Annotated in this window: 16 protein-coding genes; 8 read left to right on the top strand and 8 right to left on the bottom strand. The window is 37.3% G+C overall.

The annotated features are described in order from the left end of the window. The first annotated feature begins 78 nt into the window (after nucleotides 1-78). Complete coding sequence (locus FJR11_RS13595) at nucleotides 79-1248, top strand: homocysteine biosynthesis protein (protein WP_168504517.1); 1170 nt, start codon at nucleotides 79-81, stop codon at nucleotides 1246-1248. A gap of 111 nt (nucleotides 1249-1359) precedes the next feature. Here the strand turns inward: FJR11_RS13595 and FJR11_RS13590 are convergent, their stop codons facing one another. Continuing rightward, nucleotides 1360-2346, bottom strand: coding sequence for a hypothetical protein (locus tag FJR11_RS13590; RefSeq protein WP_168504515.1), 987 nt, complete (start codon nucleotides 2344-2346; stop codon nucleotides 1360-1362). Nucleotides 2347-2736: 390 nt separating this feature from the next. Between FJR11_RS13590 and FJR11_RS13585 the strand changes: the two genes are divergently transcribed. Together FJR11_RS13585 and FJR11_RS13580 are read left to right on the top strand one after the other, a co-directional pair. Beyond that, nucleotides 2737-3627: a Tfp pilus assembly protein PilF gene (locus FJR11_RS13585; protein ID WP_168504513.1), complete on the top strand. Its 891-nt coding sequence runs from the start codon at nucleotides 2737-2739 to the stop codon at nucleotides 3625-3627. Between the two features lie 100 nt (nucleotides 3628-3727). Then, on the top strand, nucleotides 3728-7561 hold the full coding sequence (locus tag FJR11_RS13580; protein ID WP_168504512.1) for an Eco57I restriction-modification methylase domain-containing protein: 3834 nt from the start codon (nucleotides 3728-3730) through the stop codon (nucleotides 7559-7561). 146 nt (nucleotides 7562-7707) lie between these two features. On the opposite strand, the gene FJR11_RS13575 is transcribed toward FJR11_RS13580, so the two are convergent. From FJR11_RS13575 to FJR11_RS13565, 3 genes are all read right to left on the bottom strand, one after another. Continuing rightward, the gene (locus FJR11_RS13575) at nucleotides 7708-8046 is read right to left on the bottom strand and encodes a type II toxin-antitoxin system PemK/MazF family toxin (RefSeq protein WP_168504510.1); all 339 of its coding nucleotides are present in this window, start codon (nucleotides 8044-8046) and stop codon (nucleotides 7708-7710) included. Next, on the bottom strand, nucleotides 8033-8257 hold the full coding sequence (locus FJR11_RS13570; protein WP_096666814.1) for a CopG family transcriptional regulator: 225 nt from the start codon (nucleotides 8255-8257) through the stop codon (nucleotides 8033-8035). The genes FJR11_RS13575 and FJR11_RS13570 overlap by 14 nt, the downstream gene beginning before the upstream one ends. Before the next feature lie 157 nt (nucleotides 8258-8414). Further along, entirely contained in the window at nucleotides 8415-9032 is a 618-nt protein-coding gene (locus FJR11_RS13565; protein WP_168504508.1) for a TMEM165/GDT1 family protein, read from the bottom strand. Between the two features lie 279 nt (nucleotides 9033-9311). Here FJR11_RS13565 and arsM point away from each other — a divergent pair, with 279 nt between their 5' ends. The 3 genes from arsM (at nucleotide 9312) to FJR11_RS13550 (ending at nucleotide 12572) form a co-directional block, all read left to right on the top strand. Next, nucleotides 9312-10280, top strand: a complete 969-nt coding sequence (gene arsM, locus FJR11_RS13560; protein ID WP_168504506.1) for an arsenosugar biosynthesis arsenite methyltransferase ArsM — start codon at nucleotides 9312-9314, stop codon at nucleotides 10278-10280. An 84-nt stretch (nucleotides 10281-10364) separates the two neighbouring features. Then, the gene (gene arsS / locus FJR11_RS13555; RefSeq protein WP_168504504.1) at nucleotides 10365-11357 is read left to right on the top strand and encodes an arsenosugar biosynthesis radical SAM (seleno)protein ArsS; all 993 of its coding nucleotides are present in this window, start codon (nucleotides 10365-10367) and stop codon (nucleotides 11355-11357) included. A 438-nt stretch (nucleotides 11358-11795) separates the two neighbouring features. Then, nucleotides 11796-12572 (top strand): class II aldolase/adducin family protein, encoded by a 777-nt coding sequence (locus tag FJR11_RS13550; RefSeq protein WP_168504502.1) that lies wholly within the window; start codon nucleotides 11796-11798, stop codon nucleotides 12570-12572. Here the strand turns inward: FJR11_RS13550 and FJR11_RS13545 are convergent. Further along, complete coding sequence (locus tag FJR11_RS13545) at nucleotides 12514-13497, bottom strand: SGNH/GDSL hydrolase family protein (RefSeq protein WP_168504499.1); 984 nt, start codon at nucleotides 13495-13497, stop codon at nucleotides 12514-12516. The two genes, FJR11_RS13550 and FJR11_RS13545, sit on opposite strands and share 59 nt — an antisense overlap. A gap of 94 nt (nucleotides 13498-13591) precedes the next feature. Further along, on the bottom strand, nucleotides 13592-14647 hold the full coding sequence (gene mnmA, locus FJR11_RS13540) for a tRNA 2-thiouridine(34) synthase MnmA (protein ID WP_168504497.1): 1056 nt from the start codon (nucleotides 14645-14647) through the stop codon (nucleotides 13592-13594). Between the two features lie 293 nt (nucleotides 14648-14940). Between mnmA and FJR11_RS13535 the strand changes: the two genes are divergently transcribed. Further along, nucleotides 14941-15666 carry a hypothetical protein gene (locus tag FJR11_RS13535; protein ID WP_254444750.1) on the top strand — a complete coding sequence of 242 codons (726 nt, stop codon included), beginning with the start codon at nucleotides 14941-14943 and terminating at the stop codon, nucleotides 15664-15666. 141 nt (nucleotides 15667-15807) lie between these two features. Beyond that, complete coding sequence (locus tag FJR11_RS13530; protein ID WP_168504493.1) at nucleotides 15808-17328, top strand: NAD(P)H-hydrate dehydratase; 1521 nt, start codon at nucleotides 15808-15810, stop codon at nucleotides 17326-17328. Between the two features lie 86 nt (nucleotides 17329-17414). On the opposite strand, the gene rplL is transcribed toward FJR11_RS13530, so the two are convergent. Continuing rightward, on the bottom strand, nucleotides 17415-17804 hold the full coding sequence (gene rplL / locus FJR11_RS13525; protein ID WP_168504491.1) for a 50S ribosomal protein L7/L12: 390 nt from the start codon (nucleotides 17802-17804) through the stop codon (nucleotides 17415-17417). A gap of 59 nt (nucleotides 17805-17863) precedes the next feature. Next, nucleotides 17864-18433, bottom strand: coding sequence for a 50S ribosomal protein L10 (gene rplJ / locus FJR11_RS13520; protein WP_168504489.1), 570 nt, complete (start codon nucleotides 18431-18433; stop codon nucleotides 17864-17866). Between the last annotated feature and the right edge of the window lie 9 nt (nucleotides 18434-18442).

Below are 18442 nucleotides of genomic sequence, written 5' to 3'. Positions count from 1 at the left end.
TTAAAATTACTCCTCCGTCGTTACGCAGGCTATCGTCAACGCCCCCAGTGTACCGATAGTCCTTCAAATAAATTTAAAATGCGAACAATTGCGGAAATTAATGAGAAAATCAGCCGAAAACGGGCGGTAGTCTGGACTGCTGAAGAGTTAAAAACGCGAGTTGCCGAAATTGGTGTTAGTAAAGCTGCCAAGGAAGTAGATGTAATTACCACTGGCACATTTGAGCCAATGGAATCAAGTGGTGCAATTATTAACTTAGGACATACTGACCCACCGATTAAAATTCGGCGTTGCTGGTTAGATGGAGTCCCCGCTTATGCTGGTTTTGGGGCGGTGGATTTATACTTAGGTGCTAGTTGTCCAGTTGACTCCCTGGATGGGGAAGACGTGCGGGAACGTGGTGGTGGTCATGTGATTGAGGATTTAATTGCCGGTAAATCTATCCAAGTTCGCGCTGTGGGACAAGTTACCGATTGCTACCCCAGAGCCACATTTGAAACCACCGTTACCCGTGATACTATCAATCAGTTTTATTTATTTAATCCGCGCAATCTTTATCAAAATTTTATTGTTGGTGTGAATGGAGGCGATCGCCCACTGCATACCTATCTAGGCCCATTGCAACCCCGCTTAGGAAATGCGGTTTATTCTAACCCCGGTTCGCTGTCACCCCTGCTCAATGACCCCGATTTACAACTCGTTGGTATTGGGACAAAGATTTTTTTAGCTGGGGGTATTGGTTATGTGGCTTGGGAAGGGACACAACATTTTCCCTTGCAAAAGCGGTTGGAAAATCGGACACCTATTGGACCTTCGGCAACTTTAGCTTTAATTGGTGATGCTAAACAAATGGATGCCCGATGGATACGAGGCTGTTATTTTAAAAGCTATGGCCCATCTTTAATGATGGGTGTGGGTGTACCATTGCCAGTTTTAAATGCTGGTGTGGTAGAACGCTGTGCTGTCCAAGATAAGGACTTAGTAGCACCAATTGTAGATTTTTCGATTCCTCGTCGTGTCCGTCCTACCTTCGGTTTAGTGAGTTACGCTCAACTTAAATCTGGACGCATCACTATTGACGGCAGGACGGTACGAGTAGCTTCTTTAGCTAGTTTATTTCTTTCCCGACAGGTAGCCCAAGAGTTGAAACAATGGATTACAGAAGGGATCTTTACTCTAACTGAACCAGTAGCTCCAATTCCTATGGAACGTTCTTTTCTACCCCAAGACCGTTGGACGGAGTTTTGAGATTGGGGACTGGGGACTGGGGACTGGGGACTGGGTAATAGTTTTTATCAATTACCAATTACCAATCACCAATTACCAATTACCAATCACCAATCACCAATCACCAATTACCTATTCCCCAGCAGGTTTAGGCTTCTTAACTGGCATAGGAGTGGGGGTTTTTGGTACGGGTTTGGTGATGACTGTGGGATCACCCGCTGTCTTTCTAATGGGACGTGGGGCATCTCCATTTGCATTGCGTCTGGCAGGGAATGGCCTTCTACCACCACCACCACCACCGGCACCACGAGGCGCTCCTTTGAAGGGTGGTTTGCGTTTTTTGGGTAAATCGGCGATCGCTTCGGCATTAATTACTACTAATGCGTCATCTTCCCGTTTAACATTGAAGTCCCAGAACTTACCTACAGCTTTGGTGGTTAATACGCCCTTGAGTTTCAACTTAAAATATTTAGCTTTATCAGTAGGTTTACGGGGAGCTTGTTTGATTTTCACAACCAAACTCTTTTCGTCAAAAGACTGGTAAACTACCTCACCACGCACAGAAAAACCACCATCAGGGACTGCTGATGAAGGTTTTGGATGAATGGTTGACGCTACACTACCGTTATCAGAAACTGCTGTCGAATCTGTACCAGCTTCATCTAGTTCATATTTTGCCAGATTTTCTGGTTCCCAAACACCAACAATTTGCAGGTGCAATGCGTCATTTTCTTGTCTAGTGCGGGGATAAACTACCCATAGATGTTCTTTTTCTAGGTCTAAGTGATTTTTGACTAAACTCATAATCCGACCTAAGAGGACGGCATTAAGTTCAACCCCATCAGCGGTGATCAGTGTTCCTTGGGTAAACTGTTCATCACTAGCATGGTAACATCCCCGAATTAACCCAATAGCTCGGTATTGAGTCGGTTCGCTGGGAGGTGGAATTGGTTGTTCTCGATTAGGCAAATGCCCATTAGAGTCAGTCAGGGATTTTTCCAGTTTAGAGGATTGGTCTGCTAATGTATTAGCATTAACAGGGGATTCAATCTCTTTTATGCCTTGGTTAGAGGCTGTTAAATTTGCGGATTCAGAAGACGGCATCAGGTCGGAATTCATAAAAACTCCTTGCGGCACAAGACATACCCCATTGTGGGATTTAATAAAGCGATTGAAAAGAGCAAGTGTGTGGCTGATCAAAGTATATTTCCTTTTAATCTGGCCACTCCCTTGATGCTCTGTACGAAAATCAAGACGCAAAATCTCACATTTATACACTAAATGTGTAATTTAGCGTCTTTAATCCAGTTATGGCTTACGCCAAGCTACGCTATCGGAAGCATAGCATAGCGATAATTCTGACGGATCTTCCTAAAGTCATCACTTACTTTAGCAGGATAGATATTTATTTGTTATAAAATTCACAGACAAATGACCGTATTCCGCAAAGTTTTGGAAATTTTTAACTTTGCAATTTATCTCATTCCCATTTAGGAGCAGAATAATATTGTGTCTGAATCGCGTAATCGCTGGATAGTCCGAGTAGTGTTAGCTTTCGCTGTGGTTGCTTTTTTGGGTGTTTCTATTATGCCCATCATTACAGCGGTTAATCAACCGGAATCATCACCACAAAATCAGGCCAACGGTGACACTAAAGTATCTTCATCGGAGCAAAAGTCAAAACTGGAAGATCAAGTCCGGGGTTATGAATTAGTTTTACAAAAGGACCCAGAAAATCAAACTGCACTCAAGGGAGTTTTACAAGCGCGTTTAGGGCTGTTGAGTCAAAAAGGACAAGGGGAAGTTAAACCAGCGGATATTCAAGCTGTGATTGAACCTTTGGAAAAACTTGCTAAACTCAATCCCCAACAGTCAGAGTATGGGGTTTTATTGGCACAAGCTAAACAACAAATTGGCGATAAGGAAGGAGCAGCCCAAACTTACCGAAATATTTTAACCACAAAACCCGGCGATTTGAAGGCTTTGCAGGGAATGGTGAATTTGCAATTAAGCGAAAAGCGTCCAGAAGCAGCTATTGGTTTATTACAAGAAAGTTTGGCTGCTGCTACCCAAGCTAATACTATTCAGCCGGGCAGCGTGGATGTGGTTGCTGTGCAAGTGCTTTTGGGTAGTGTCTATGCTTTCCAAAAAAATGACACTTTGGCTATTTCTGCTTATGATCAAGCAATTAAGAAAGATGCTCAAGATTTTCGTCCCGTTTTAGCAAAAGCAATGCTGTTTAAGGAACAAGGTAAGCTTGATGAAGCAAAACCTTTGTTTGATAGTGCGACGGCTTTAGCACCGGCTCAGTATAAGGACGAAATCAATAAAGCAGCAGCATCTAATCCTACTCCCACTTCATCACCAACGGAATCTGCTACACCTTCACCTACTCCATAAGACCTTTTTAATTTTAACGGTACATTACGGAAGAATTTGTGATAAAGTGCGAGTAATTATCAATTATTACCTACACTTTATCACGTTTGAGTTGAGAATAATGAATTTTCATAAAATGCAACCTAGAGAATCATTAAATAAGGCTTTTCTCAAAGTTAAACCTAATAGAAATGATATTGAGAATTTTAAAAAAAATCTGCATAGTTTAATTGAGAAAATTAATGAATCGGAATCAGAAGAGTTTCATAAAAATCTGATTGGGGATTTTTTAAAGGGTACATATTATGGTGCAAATCATTTTATTAATACTAAAGGCAGAAATGATTTTGTTATTCATAATGGTAAAGATGCTAAAAGTAAAGTTGGTGTGATTCTAGAAGCTAAAAAGCCCACCAATAAAAGCGAAATGCTTAAAGCTGATAATTTAAATACCAAAGCTTTGCAAGAATTGGTTTTATATTTTCTGCGGGAACGTCTAACAGAGAAAAATTTAGAAATTAAATATTTAATAGCTACTAATATTTATGAATGGTTTATTTTTGATGCTAATAGTTTTGAGAAAGCATTTGTAGAAAATAAAACCCTAGTTCAGCAATTCACGGATTTTGAAGCTGGAAGATTAAGCAATAGAAAAACTGATTTTTTTTATAAGGAAATTGCTAAACCTGCTATTGATGAAATTGTAGACAACATCACTTTTACACATTTTGATATTCGAGAATATCAGCAATATTTACAACCTGGGGAAAATCTTAATGATCATAAATTAATTCCTCTGTTTAAGTTATTTTCACCAGAACATTTATTAAAGTTACCTTTTGCAAATGATAGTAATACTCTTGATAAAGGATTTTATAGCGAGTTATTACATATTATCGGTTTAACGGAAACTAAGGAAGGTGGTAAAAAACTCATTCAACGCAAACAAGAAAATGAGAGAAATATCGGTTCATTGATAGAAAATGCTATTAATCAACTTCATAGCTCAGACAAAATTTACCGTTTACCAAAACCAGAACTATTTGGAGAAACCTATCAAGAACAACTTTTTAACGTTGGTTTAGAATTAGCAATTACTTGGGTAAATAGAATCCTGTTTCTGAAATTATTAGAAGCGCAATTAATTAAATATCACAAAAATGATCTATCTTGGGGATTTTTGAATTTGCAGAAAGTCCAAAATTATGATGATCTAAACAGTCTTTTCGTCAGCGTATTAGCTTGCAAGCAAGAAGAAAGAATCGAATCTGTAAAAAATATATTCTCTCATGTTCCTTATTTGAATAGTTCTCTATTTGAACTGACGGATAATGAACAAGTAACTATTTGTATTAATAATCTTAGAAATGAGAATCTGCAAATTTTCTCTTCTACTATCTTAAAAGATAGCAACGGAAAAAAACGTATTGGTGAAATTAATGCTTTAGAATATCTGTTTGAATTTCTCAATGCTTATGATTTTAGTAGTGAAACTGGGGAGGAAATTCAGGAAGAGAATAAAAGATTAATTAATGCTGCTGTACTGGGTTTAATCTTTGAGAAAATCAATGGTTATAAAGATGGTTCTTTCTTTACTCCTGGTTTCATTACTATGTATATGTGTCGAGAAACCATTAGAAGAGCGGTTGTACAGAAGTTTAATGATGTTAAAAATTGGAGTTGTGAAAATATTAATGATTTGTATGAAAAAATAGAAGATAGAAAAGAAGCTAATACTATTATCAATAGTTTAAAAATATGTGATCCTGCTGTGGGTTCAGGACATTTTTTAGTTTCTGCTTTGAATGAAATTATTACGATAAAAAGCGAATTGAAGATTTTACTTGATAGGGAAGGTAAAAGATTAAAAGAATATGATATTGAAGTTGTCAATGATGAGTTAATTATTCTTGATGAAGATGGTTTATTATTTGAATATAATCCCAAAAGCAAAGAAAGTCAACGAGTACAAGAAACTCTCTTTCATGAAAAACAGACGATTATTGAAAGTTGTTTATTTGGTGTGGATATTAACCCCAATTCTGTCAAAATATGTCGATTGCGTTTATGGATTGAACTTTTAAAAAATGCTTATTATAAAACCTCTCCCCTAACCCCTCTCCTGGGAGGAGAGGGGAACAAAGAAGAGAAAATGCAAGAGTTGGAGTTGGAGACTTTACCTAATATTGATATTAATATCAAATGTGGTAATTCTTTAATTAGTCGTTTTTCTTTAGATACTGATTTGCGAGTTGCTTTAAATAGAAGTAAATGCACTATAGAAAGTTATAGAAATGCTGTACAAACCTACCGCAATGCTGAAAATAAGGAGCAAAAGCGGGAAATGGAAAGATTTATTAATGATATTAAAGGGAATTTAAAGACAATATTGGGATCAAGTGATCCAAATAAAACTAAGTTAAGAAAGTTAGAGGGTGAGGTTGAGAATTTGGAAACTCAAACTTCTTTATTTGAGGAAACTAAAGCTGAGAAGAAAGCGCGGGAGAAAAAGATTGCTAAGTTAAATAATGAAATTGATAAGTTACGGGTTGAGATTGAAGATATAGTAAGTGGTAAGATTTATGAAAATGCTTTTGAGTGGAGATTTGAGTTTCCTGAAGTTTTGAATAATGATGGTGTTTTTGTTGGTTTTGATGTGGTTATTGGTAATCCTCCGTATTTTTCACTATCTAAAATTAAAGATAAATATCAAACTACTTATTTTGAAAATAAATATCAAACTTATACAAAAGGTTCAGATATTTATTGCTTGTTTTATGAAAAAGGACTACAGATTCTAAAAAATAAAGGTTTATTGACGTATATTACATCTAACTCATGGATAAAAACTCAATATGGAAATCTACTCAGAAAATTTCTAACTACAAAAGCTAATCCTGTTTTATTATTAAATATTGAAGATGCTCAAATTTTCAAAGAAGCTACTGTAGAATCGAATATTATTATAGTTGAAAAGGCCGATTGGGGAAAAAAACTTATTGCTGCTGCAATTACCCAAGGATTTATAATTAGCATTTCTTTAGAAAAATATATTTCCAAAAATGCCAATACTATTTCTGAACTTCCCGACACAGGTTGGACAATAGGAACTCAATCAGTCGTAAGTTTAAAGCATAAACTTGAAACTGATTCAAAGCTGATTAAGGATTTAAATATTCAAATAAACTATGGCTTAAAAACTGGGTTTAACGAAGCATTTTATATCAACACAGAACAGAGAAATAACATAATTCATAAAAATCCTCAAAGTGCTAATTTCATTGAACCAGCAATAAGAGGTAAAGATATTTTTAAGTATGGTTATTTATGGAAAGATATTTGGGTCATAATTATAAAAACAGGTTGGACTAATATCAATCGGGGAAATATTGATGCTGAAACTTTTTTTAGTCAACAACATCCAGAAATATATCAACACTTAAAAATGATAGGTGAATCTATCACAGGTAAAGGAAAAGGACTATTTGCAAGAGATGATCAAGGTAACTATTGGTGGGAGTTAAGATCATGCGCGTATTATGATGAGTTTGAACAAGAGAAAATAATTTGGGGAGAATTATCAGATCAACAAAAGTTTGCTTTTGATGATCAGGGATATTATTCAAATAATACTATCTTTTTTATTACAGGAAATAATCTCAAATATTTATTAGCCATTCTTAATTCTCAAGTTGCAAAGTGGTATTTTAATGAAATTTCCACAAGTTCAGGAATGGGAACTAATCGCTGGCTAAAATATAAGGTTGAACAACTACCAATCAAAGATATAAACAAACAAGATCAAAAACCTATCATTTTATTAGTTGAGAAAATTCTCACAGCAAAAAAATCAGATCCCAATGCAGATACAACCGCATTAGAAACAGAAATTGATCAACTTGTTTATCAACTTTATGAACTAACAGCAGAAGAGATTAAAATTATAGAAGGATAAACACCACAAAACCCACAAAACCCAGATTCCCGACTTCTTTAAGAAGTCGGGAATCTAATATCAATTTTACCTGCTATTAATTTACCACCGATGACGGCGATCGCAGCATAAATTGCGTGTAGATGCGGAAATTACAGGAAGTCATGCTACTCCAACGCTAAATGTAACTTAATAGCATCATTGACTAAATCTATCAACTCTTGACTTAAACACCCTACCATATATCCTAAAATGCGCTGTTTAGAAATTGTCCGTATTTGTTGCGCTTGTACTTTAGAAGTTTTAGATAAACCGGAATCTTCTGGATTTAATAAAACCTCAAAAGGATATACACGACTCATATTAGATGTAATCGGTAAAATCGTCACCGTAGTAGAGGCATTATTATTAGCATCATTGCTAACAATGAGTACAGGACGGCGTTTATCCATTTCTGACCCCACTGCGGGACTGAGATTTGCAAGGTATATTTCACCACGTTTCATCTGTTAGCCCATCTCCTACAGTTAAATCCCATTCTGGGTTAAATTCTGCCGCAGCCTCCCGATAAGCTTGCTCTAGCTCCTGATAACGCAGTAATTCTATGGCTAACTCAATTACTTGAGAACGAGATTTACAGCCTTTAGTCAATTTATAATTTTCAATAAACTGCACCAAAGAGGATGGTAAAGAAATGGAAAGTTTTTCAGCTTGCATAGTATTACCAAAAGGTAATTATATTTTTCCTACTTTATAGGAACATAAATAGTGGGGGGTAATACACTTAACATTCAGCGACCAAGAAAACACACAAAAACCCAGAACCCCGACTTCTTAAAGAAATCGGGGTTCTAACATCTGTTTTCAATGTTAATTATTTTCCTTCTATGGCGGCGACTATACCGAAAATTATAAACAGGAAGCCGCCGATAAAGGTAATTTGCCGTTCGGAAATTTTACCTGCAATTAATCTACCACCGATAACGGCGATCGCTGCACAAATTGCGTGTCCTAATATTGCGCCGGCTGTCACACCAATGGGGTTATTTCCAGCAGCTAAAGCTATGGTGGCTATTTGTGTGCGATCGCCCCATTCTGCTATAAATGTTAATACGAAGGATTTCAGTAAAATTGACCAAACGCTTTTTTGCTGGGAATTATCTAAATCTGCTTTTTCTACAGCCTCTTGTGCCTCTTCTGCGACTTCTTCCGTAGCAGATACAGCCATTTTATTGGCATCATAAATTAACTTCAAACCAAAGGCAATAAACAAAACTATTTCGGCATAATGAATATAGATTTTTGGCAAAAAAGATAATACCTGCCCAAACGTTACAGATAAGACAGTCATAGCCGCCAAAGCAGCCACCACACCAGCAAATACCAAGCGCCGCGAGTGGTGCATGGACAATATTACAGCAATAAAAAATGTTTTATCACCTAGTTCGGAAATGGTAATTAGTAATAAACCTGCGGTAAAAGCTGTTAACACTCTCTCAAACTCCTAAAGGATTTTTTACCTGTGTGGAGTATCAATGAGAGCAATCAAACCTCACTGAACTCCACATAGTTAAATGTGTAGTCAGTGAAGGTCTCGCTTTCAAATACTTTATTTATTCGCTATCTAAACCAGGTTCATCACCAGTATGTTGACTTAGATATACTGAACAGAAAATTTTATTTTACTGTCAGCAGCTACTCCCCTTCTATTAGTTATGTATAATACTCTTTTTGATATTAAAAGTCAAGGCAGAAACCCTAAGTTAAGATTATGACATATTTAGAAACCGCAGCCCAATTTTACAGCCAAGTTGCCCAAACACCAGAAATAGGTCTTTGTTGTGTCCAAAGTACACCTTTACAATTACCAGGGCTGAAAATTCCTCTGGCTATGCAGGAAATGAACTATGGTTGTGGAACTACAGTTCATCATAATGAACTTAATAATGAACCTACAGTTTTATATGTTGGTGTTGGTGGTGGTTTAGAAGCTTTGCAATTTGCTTATTTTTCTCGTCGCCCTGGTGCGATTATTGCTGTTGAACCTGTGGAAGCCATGAGAGAAGCTGCAACACGTAATTTACAAATTGCTGCAAAGGAAAATCCTTGGTTTGATACGAGCTTTGTCGAGATTCATCCGGGAGATGCTTTTAATTTACCTGTGGCGGATGCTTCTGTAGATGTAGTAGCGCAAAATTGCCTGTTTAATATTTTTGAACCAGCAGATTTAACTCGCGCTTTAAAGGAAGCATATCGGGTATTGAAACCAGGTGGACGCTTGCAGATGAGTGACCCAATTGCTACAAGTCCAATTCCTGCTCATTTACAACAAAATGAACATTTACGCGCTTTGTGTTTATCTGGCGCACTCACATATCAAGAGTATACTAACCTAATTATTAATGCTGGTTTTGGACAAATTGAAATTCGCGCTCGTCGTCCTTATCGGTTATTAGATAAACACAATTATCAATTAGCAGAAAATCTGCTTTTAGAAAGTCTGGATTCTGTGGCTTTTAAAGTGGATATTCCCCCCGACGGTGCTTGTATCTTCACTGGTAAAACAGCGATTTATGCGGGTAAGGAAGCATTTTTTGATGATCATGCTGGACATATTTTACAAAGAGGAATTCCTGCAGCGGTTTGTGATAAAACAGCGGGTAATTTAGCAAATTCAAATTCCGAAGAAATTTTTATTACTGATTCTACATGGTATTATGATGGTGGGGGATGTTGTTGATTTTTTTATCGTTCGCGCAGCGTGCCGGAGGCATCACCGCAGAGGCGCAGAGGACACAGAGAGGAAGAGATATTTATATCTATTATGTTACAAACAGCAATTACACCTTTTCATCAGCAGCTAAATTCACCTTTAACAAAAAAAGAAATTAACGTTTTACAAATTAATTTGGGAAAACGTTGTAATTTAGCCTGTAACCATTGCCATGTAGAGGCTAGTCCCAAGAGAACTGAGGAACTAACACCGGAAATATGTCAACAGTTAATTACGTTAATTGAGAGGTTTCCAGAAATCAAAACTGTTGATTTAACTGGTGGCGCTCCAGAAATGAATTATGGATTTAAGCCATTGGTAGAAGCTGCTAGAAAGGCAAGTAAACAGGTAATTGTGAGATCAAATCTGACAATTTATTTTGTGGAGGGATTTGAAGATTTACCAGATTTCTTTGCTCAACATCAAGTGAAGATTGTTGCTTCTCTTCCCTGTTATTTGGCAGATAATGTGGATAAAATGCGAGGAGATGGTGTTTTTGATCAATCAATTAAAGCTTTACAATGGTTAAATAAAATTGGTTATGGTCAAAACCCAGATTTAGTTTTAGATTTGGTGTATAATCCTCCATTACCAAATGGTGAGGATTTTTCTTTAACTCCTGCACAGGAAAATTTAGAAAAGGCTTATAAAACCTTTTTGGTGGAAAAGTTTGATATTCGATTTAATCATCTTTTCACAATTACTAATATACCTGTGGGAAGAACAAAGTTTCATTTAGAACGAAAACAGCTTTATTCTAGCTATTTGCATTTTTTAGAGTCTCACTTTAATGCAAATACAATTGATGGTTTAATGTGTCGTGAGCAACTTTCTATTGATTATTTAGGGAATATTTATGATTGTGACTTTAACCAAATGATGAATTTACCTGCAAAAACTAGCAATGGTGAAAAGTTGACTGTGAGCAAATTGTTAGAAGTTGGTAGTTTAGATATAATTTATGAAATCCAAACTGCTGAATATTGCTATGGTTGTACTGCGGGTTGTGGTTCTAGTTGTGGTGGTGCTATTAGTATAAATTAACAAAGATTAAGAAAATATATATGTCATCAAATAACTATCTTGTAAAGAAATTTGGGGTAATTGAAGTTCTAATTGTCAGGTGAAGTATGATGAAGTGAGAGTTAAGTCTCCTCACACCACATTTTTATTAAGCCGTGAATTTGTTTTTTCACGGTTTTTATTTTTTTATGGCTATTTTTTAGGATAATTAATCATGTTAGTAAGATCAAAAATCTCACAAATGGTATAATTTGCGTTGGTAATTATAAGTAAAAAGTAAGAAATAAAAAATCTTGTTACTAAAACTGTTACGAGAGCATTTTTATCGGGCTAATACTCTATGATGATAGAGAGTTTAACTCCTCACACCATACTTAAAACCGTGAAATGTAATATTTTGCGGTTTTTCTTTTCTAATTTGGGTAATTTGCTAGAATAACCTATAAATCGGATTTTTATATGATAGAAAAACCCATAGAAAAGCCAAATATTCCCCAAATTCCCACTTTCACTTCAATTACCGCAGAAAGATTGCACCGTCAACAGCGACTAGCAGCAGCATTACGGCTATTTTCCCGATTTGGATTTGATGAAGGTGTCGCTGGACACATTACAGCCCGTGACCCCGAAAACCCCGAACATTTTTGGGTAAATCCCTTTGGAATGCACTTTGGTTTAATTCGAGTTAGTGACCTAATTTTAGTTAATCAGCAAGGTGATGTAATTTACGGTAATCTTCCAGTAAATCGCGCAGCTTTTGCCATTCATTCTCAAGTTCATGCCGCCCGTCCTGACGCAGTAGCCGCTGCCCACGCCCATTCTATCTATGGTAAAAGCTGGTCGAGTCTTGGCCGTCTCCTTGACCCTCTCACCCAAGATGCTTGTGCTTTTTACCAAGACCATAGTATATTTATTGATTATACAGGTGTTGTTTTAGATACCCAAGAAGGTAAGCGCATTGCTCAAACTTTGGGGAAAAATAAAGCCGTCATTCTCAAAAATCACGGCTTACTGACTGTCGGTAATACTATTGATGAGGCTGCTTGGTGGTTTATCACAATGGAGCGTTCTTGTCAATCCCAACTATTAGCAGAAGCGGCCGGAGAACCTAGCCCGATTAAGCCAGAATATGCGAAAATAGCTCATAGTCAAGTTGGTTCTCATGAGTTGGGTTGGTTTAGTTTTCAACCTTTGTATGAGATGATTGTCCGGCAAGAACCAGATTTTCTGGATTAAATGTCTTGCGTTTGCGTTTGATAACTCCTGTTGCACTTAAAGCCGCAATTCCTAACAAACTTAAAGTTGTTGAAGGTTCAGGAATAGTTGCTTGTGCTGATCTGGCAACTATACTATGAGCATAACTTGTAGGATGCAAGTCATCCCAAAATAAATATTCATTGGGGTTAGAACAAATAGTTTGTGCAACAATGTTTAGACAAGCATCAGTGACATTTGTGAAACCGAATTTTCCTGGTGATGCTATAATCTGACTGACAAGAGAATTAACATCGAAAACTTTGATATTGAGGTTTGGCTGTAGCTGACTCAAACCGTTGACAGTTTGACTCAAAGCTGAATTATGAATTCCAGTTAAAAAGTTGAGATCATTAACTATGGAAGTCTGATTATTAGCAGGAATACCTCCCAAGTTAGGTAAATTAGCTATTAAGAAGTTTTTAGCACCGACAGCAGATAAAGATATTATTGCATTTGCTAAATTACTAACTGCATTATTAATTGCTTGGCTAAAATCAGTAACATTCAAATAATCATTAGCACCGGCTGATATTATATATAGCGCCTGATTATCAACAGATGGATTAGTTGCTACAAAACCTTGAATTTCCTGAGTTAGTCCTGGAAATGCGGGTGATATTGTATTATTAGTACCTGTAGTAGCACCACCGAAAGCTAAATTATTGAGTTGTACACCCATATCCTGGGCTAAATATTCCGTCCACACAGGACCATTGGAAAATCGTCCTTGATAGTAATATGGCGGAAAAGGGACATCAGCGGCTGTAGCTGCTGCCAACACATTACCATTATCAACAAGGCTGTCACCGAAAGCATAAATTTGCGTAAAATTAGCGGCGGAAGCTTTCACGGGTAACATGAAAGACAGGAGAACAAACCCTGCTGTTAAAAGTTGTTTTTTCATACGGATTTTTGGAGATGCCCTAGTACATTTACCATGATCTGCTTTTCAACTAATAACACAAATTGCTAATTAGTAAGTAGGAATACGAGCAAACTTAACTAAATTGTTCAATAATTCCCCCACCTAATACCTTGTCTCCGTCGTACCAAACCGCAGCTTGTCCAGGTGTGATACTGAACTGAGGTTCATCAAATACTAACCGGACGCGGGAATCTGCTAAGGGAATTACTGTCACGGGTACGGGTTGAGAACGATAACGAATTTGCACTTCTGCACGAATGGGGGTAACGGGTTCAGCAATGGAAACCCAATTTATCCGGTTTACTGTACATTCTGATTGAGTTCCTTTGGTGCGATCGCCTACAACTACCCTGTTATTAGCTGCATCCAGTTCAATCACATACAAGGGTTCAGCCGCAGCAATTCCTAAGCCTTTTCGCTGACCAATGGTGTAATGATGAACACCATCATGTTGTCCCAAGACTTTACCCGTTTCATCAACAATATCACCGGGTTTGGGAGCTAAATATTTATCTAAAAATGCCCGCATGGAACCGTTACTTTCCACCAAGCATAAATCTTGACTTTCTGGTTTATCGGCGGTTTTTAAATTGTATTCAGTAGCAATTCTGCGAGTATCGGTTTTATTTAGTTCACCCAGGGGAAAAATTGTCGCCCCTAATAAGTCTTGGGATAAGTCATAGAGGAAATAAGATTGATCTTTGTTGCGATCAACTGCTCGTAACAATTGGTAACGATTAGTAGCCCCGTCGTAACAAATTTGGGCATAATGACCTGTGGCGATTTTTGTTGATGCCAATTTTTCCCGTGCATATTCCACCATTGGACCAAATTTCACCGTTTTGTTACATTGGGAACAAGGCAACGGCGTAATTCCCACACTGTAGCCAGTTACCAAAAAGTCAATAATTTCTGTTTGAAAGACATCCCGAATATCCACAATTTCATGGGGAATGCCCAATTGTTCACAAATATCAGCCGCGTCAATCATTCCTTCAGAGCAACATTGCCCCTTGCCTTTCATCAGCCAAAGGGTTAAACCAATTACATCATACCCCTGATTATGTAGAATAGCAGCGGCTACAGAACTATCAACTCCACCAGAAAGACCAACGACAACTTTTTTCATAATTCACACTTTTCAAAGTGCTTGCGGCTTATTTTTGCGACAACGATGTTTTTTATCTGACCACAAGGTGCAAGACTGTCCAATTGTAGCACACATACGCATCCAGCCTGAATAGTCAGGAATTTTCCTTTTTGGGTTCTGATTATATATTCGTAATGTTCAATTAACTGATTACAATAATAGCTAGTAAAAAACTTTTGCCAAAACTGGGGACAAATATGCCTAATTTAAGAATAAATCACTTTACTCCTTTTCCCATATTTTCCTTGCTTGTGAGTGGATGTTGGGTGCTAATGTCAGAATATATTCCAGTTCAGGCTCAAATACCTGAAAATAATCTATTCTTGGCACAAGCAACACTGCCATATCTCTATGATATTTCCGCCACTCAGCAGCCATTAACAGAGTTACAACAAATCCAATCAGTGGAATTTAATCAATATAATCAGCCTTCTCAGGGCAGAAAATATAGTCAAAATAACCCAGATTTTGATCGTTATTTTGTTTATGTTGATAGCAGTAATTCCCAAATGTTACAACAAGTTCGCCAGATTGAAAGTAGTGCATATATTCGCAATTATAATGGACGTAATGTTATTCAATCTGGCGTTTTTAATGGACAATCCAATGCTCAAAGACGGGTAAGAGAATTGGAGTTCAATGGTATTCCTGGCGCGAGAATTGTTAATTCTAATAATATAGAAGTAACTAGTTCTTCCCCACAAGTAATAATTGATAATAGCACTGTATATAATCCGCAGAACTATACAAATAACTTTCAAGAGCAAAGAAGTAAATATTACTATATAGTTATTCCTGGCAATGCTAATAATTTACGTTCTTTGGGTACAGAAATTCGTCAGAAGGTTAACATAAACATTAATGTATTTAGGAGAAATCAACCAAGAGGACCGCATATAGCTGTAGGCCCTTTTAGCGATAAATTAGAAGCAGAACAATGGAATAGCTATTTAAAAAATTCAGGTTATGGCAATGCTAGAGTTTATTATGGAAAATAAGGTAATTGGTAATTGGAGAAAATATTTGTCTTTATCCTGACAACTGACAACTGACAACTGACAACTGACTAATGACTAATGACTAATGACTAATGACTAATGACTAATGACTAATGACTAATGACTAATGACTAATGACTAATGACTAAAGAACAATTTGTTGTTACCGCAACCCAAATGCGGGAGATTGAAACCAGGATATTTAGTGCGGGAATGCCTGTAGCAGCTTTAATGGAAAAGGTAGCAGGATTAATTTTCCACCGCTTACAGGCTATTATTTCCCCAGGAAAATGTGTGGGAATTTTAGTTGGTCCTGGTCATAATGGAGGAGATGCTTTAGTAGTAGCCCGTGAATTACATTTTCGAGGTTATGAAGTTTGGATTTATCAACCTTTTGCTAAGTTAAAAGAATTAACTTCCCAGCATTTTCAATATATTCAAAATTTAGGAATTCCCTGTTATCAAGAACTTTCCCAATTACCAAGTTATGATTTTTTAATTGATGGTTTATTTGGCTTTGGATTAGAAAGAGAAATTACTGATTCTATCGCTGGGGCAATTAATTATTTTAATGGCAAAAATCAACCTATTATTAGTATTGATATACCTTCGGGTTTACATACAGATACAGGAGAAGTTTTAGGAACAGCTATTCAGGCAAATTATACATTTTGCTTGGGTTTATGGAAACAAGGTTTATTACAAGAACAAGCATTACCTTATGTTGGTAAAGTTGAATTAATTGACTTTGATATTCCTTTAGCAGATATTCATGCTGTTATCGGTGATATTCCCAAAATCAAACGTATTACTAAAACCACAGCATTATCAACTTTACCTTTACCTCGTCCTCTCATTACCCACAAATACAAACAAGGACATTTACTATTAATTTGTGGTTCTCAACGTTATGCCGGTGGAGCAATTTTAACAGGTTTAGGTGCGCGAGCTTCTGGTATAGGAATGCTATCAATTGCTGTCCCAGAATCTCTGAAAATGTTGTTAGTTTCCCAGTTACCAGAAGCCTTAATTATTGGTTGTCCCGAAACCGAAACAGGAGCAATTGCTAATTTACAATTACCAGAAAATACAGATTTAAATTCATTTACGACAATCGCTTGCGGACCTGGTTTAACTAAAGATAATATATCTATTATTCCCGAAATAATTAAATGTGAATGTCCCCTAATTCTTGATGCTGATGCCTTAAATATTTTGGCACAATTAGGAACTATCCCCACCTTGAAACAACGGAAATCATCCACCGTACTCACACCCCATACTGGAGAATTTCAGCGGTTATTTCCGAATATTGACCACACAGATAGAATCAAAGCCGTACAAACAGCAGCCCAAGAAAGTGGGGCTGTAGTCCTATTAAAAGGGGCAAGAACGGCTATCTCTAATCCTCAAGGTGGTGTTTGGATAAATCCCGAAAGCACCCCGGCATTAGCCCGTGGAGGCAGCGGAGATGTATTAACTGGTTTATTAGGTGGACTATTAGCGCAAATTATGAATAAAGAAATTGTTATAGAAGATATAGTCGCAACTGCGGCTTGGTGGCATTCCCAAGCAGGAATTTTAGCAGCACAAACGAGAACAGAATTAGGAGTTGATGCTTTCACACTAACTCAATATTTACTACCAGTTTTGAAGCGATGATAATGGGGACTGGGGACTGGGTAAAAATTCTTCCCAATCACCAATCACCAATCACCAATCACCAATCACCAATCACCTAATAACAATTACTTAACTGTTACCTTACCACCAGCTTCTTCAATCCGCTTCTTGATATCCTCAGCAGCTTCCTTAGTTACAGCTTCTTTAACTGCTTTAGGAGCGGCTTCTACCAAGTCCTTAGCTTCTTTCAGACCTAGACCTGTGATTTCACGAACGATTTTCAGTACAGCAATCTTCTTGTCTGCTGGTACGGAATCCAAAATTGCATCAAATTCGGTCTTCTCTTCTACTGCTTCAGCAGCAGCAGCACCAGGAGCAGCCATCATCATCATGCCACCACCAGTAGCAGCAGCACTAACACCAAAGGCTTCTTCGATTTGCTTAACTAATTCAGAAGCTTCTAATAAGGTCAAAGATTTCAACTGGTCTAAAATTTGTTCGGTTGCAGCAGACATGGATATAACTCCTAAAGAATTTTTGATTTGTTAGTTTTTTAGTTGTGAGTTGTCAGTGATTAATCTTCACTAACTACCGCTAATTCAGCAGCACTTTCAGAACTATCGCTATTTTCTTTTTCAGCGACAGCTTGCAAAGCGCGAGCCAAGGAACTGGGAACTTCGTTGATACCAACAGCCAGCTTGGTAGCCACACCGTTGATAGCACCAGCAATTTGAGCCATGAGTTGTTCCTTAGATGGCAAGTCTCCTAGAGCCTTGACATCAGCTTCACTCAGGACACGACCTTCCATGACACCACCGCGAATTTCTGATTTCTTGGTGGCTTTTTGGAATGCTTGGTAAGCTTTGATCGCAGATAAATCTTCTTTAACTAGCAAAAATGCAGAAGAACCGTTAAGTAATTCTGACATTGGCTGCCATTGTTCCTGATCCTTAATAGCGATGCCCATAAAGGTGTTTTTTGTCACCTTACAGATAGCACCACTAGGACGGAGTTGCCGACGTAAATCTGTGATTTCAGCAACTGTTAGCCCCTGATAATCAATTACCAGTGCTAAAGTTGATTCACTCAAAGAAACTTTAAGATCAGCAACTATTTCTTTTTTGTTTTCTAACGTTCTTCCCATACTTATCTC

It is taken from the genome of Anabaena sp. UHCC 0187 (assembly GCF_009712035.1).
GTDB lineage: Bacteria > Cyanobacteriota > Cyanobacteriia > Cyanobacteriales > Nostocaceae > Dolichospermum.
Note: the sequence above shows the minus strand (reverse complement) of the source record. Positions and strands in the feature narration are given on the sequence as shown.

Coding starts and splice junctions, on each gene's coding strand:
- FJR11_RS13595 (WP_168504517.1), top strand. CDS start 79: ATGCGAACAATTGCGGAAATTAATGAGAAAATCAGCCGAAAACGGGCG.
- FJR11_RS13590 (WP_168504515.1), bottom strand. CDS start 2,346: ATGAATTCCGACCTGATGCCGTCTTCTGAATCCGCAAATTTAACAGCC.
- FJR11_RS13580 (WP_168504512.1), top strand. CDS start 3,728: ATGAATTTTCATAAAATGCAACCTAGAGAATCATTAAATAAGGCTTTT.
- FJR11_RS13575 (WP_168504510.1), bottom strand. CDS start 8,046: ATGAAACGTGGTGAAATATACCTTGCAAATCTCAGTCCCGCAGTGGGG.
- FJR11_RS13570 (WP_096666814.1), bottom strand. CDS start 8,257: ATGCAAGCTGAAAAACTTTCCATTTCTTTACCATCCTCTTTGGTGCAG.
- arsM (WP_168504506.1), top strand. CDS start 9,312: ATGACATATTTAGAAACCGCAGCCCAATTTTACAGCCAAGTTGCCCAA.
- arsS (WP_168504504.1), top strand. CDS start 10,365: ATGTTACAAACAGCAATTACACCTTTTCATCAGCAGCTAAATTCACCT.
- FJR11_RS13550 (WP_168504502.1), top strand. CDS start 11,796: ATGATAGAAAAACCCATAGAAAAGCCAAATATTCCCCAAATTCCCACT.
- FJR11_RS13545 (WP_168504499.1), bottom strand. CDS start 13,497: ATGAAAAAACAACTTTTAACAGCAGGGTTTGTTCTCCTGTCTTTCATG.
- mnmA (WP_168504497.1), bottom strand. CDS start 14,647: ATGAAAAAAGTTGTCGTTGGTCTTTCTGGTGGAGTTGATAGTTCTGTA.
- FJR11_RS13535 (WP_254444750.1), top strand. CDS start 14,941: ATGTCAGAATATATTCCAGTTCAGGCTCAAATACCTGAAAATAATCTA.
- FJR11_RS13530 (WP_168504493.1), top strand. CDS start 15,808: ATGACTAAAGAACAATTTGTTGTTACCGCAACCCAAATGCGGGAGATT.
- rplL (WP_168504491.1), bottom strand. CDS start 17,804: ATGTCTGCTGCAACCGAACAAATTTTAGACCAGTTGAAATCTTTGACC.
- rplJ (WP_168504489.1), bottom strand. CDS start 18,433: ATGGGAAGAACGTTAGAAAACAAAAAAGAAATAGTTGCTGATCTTAAA.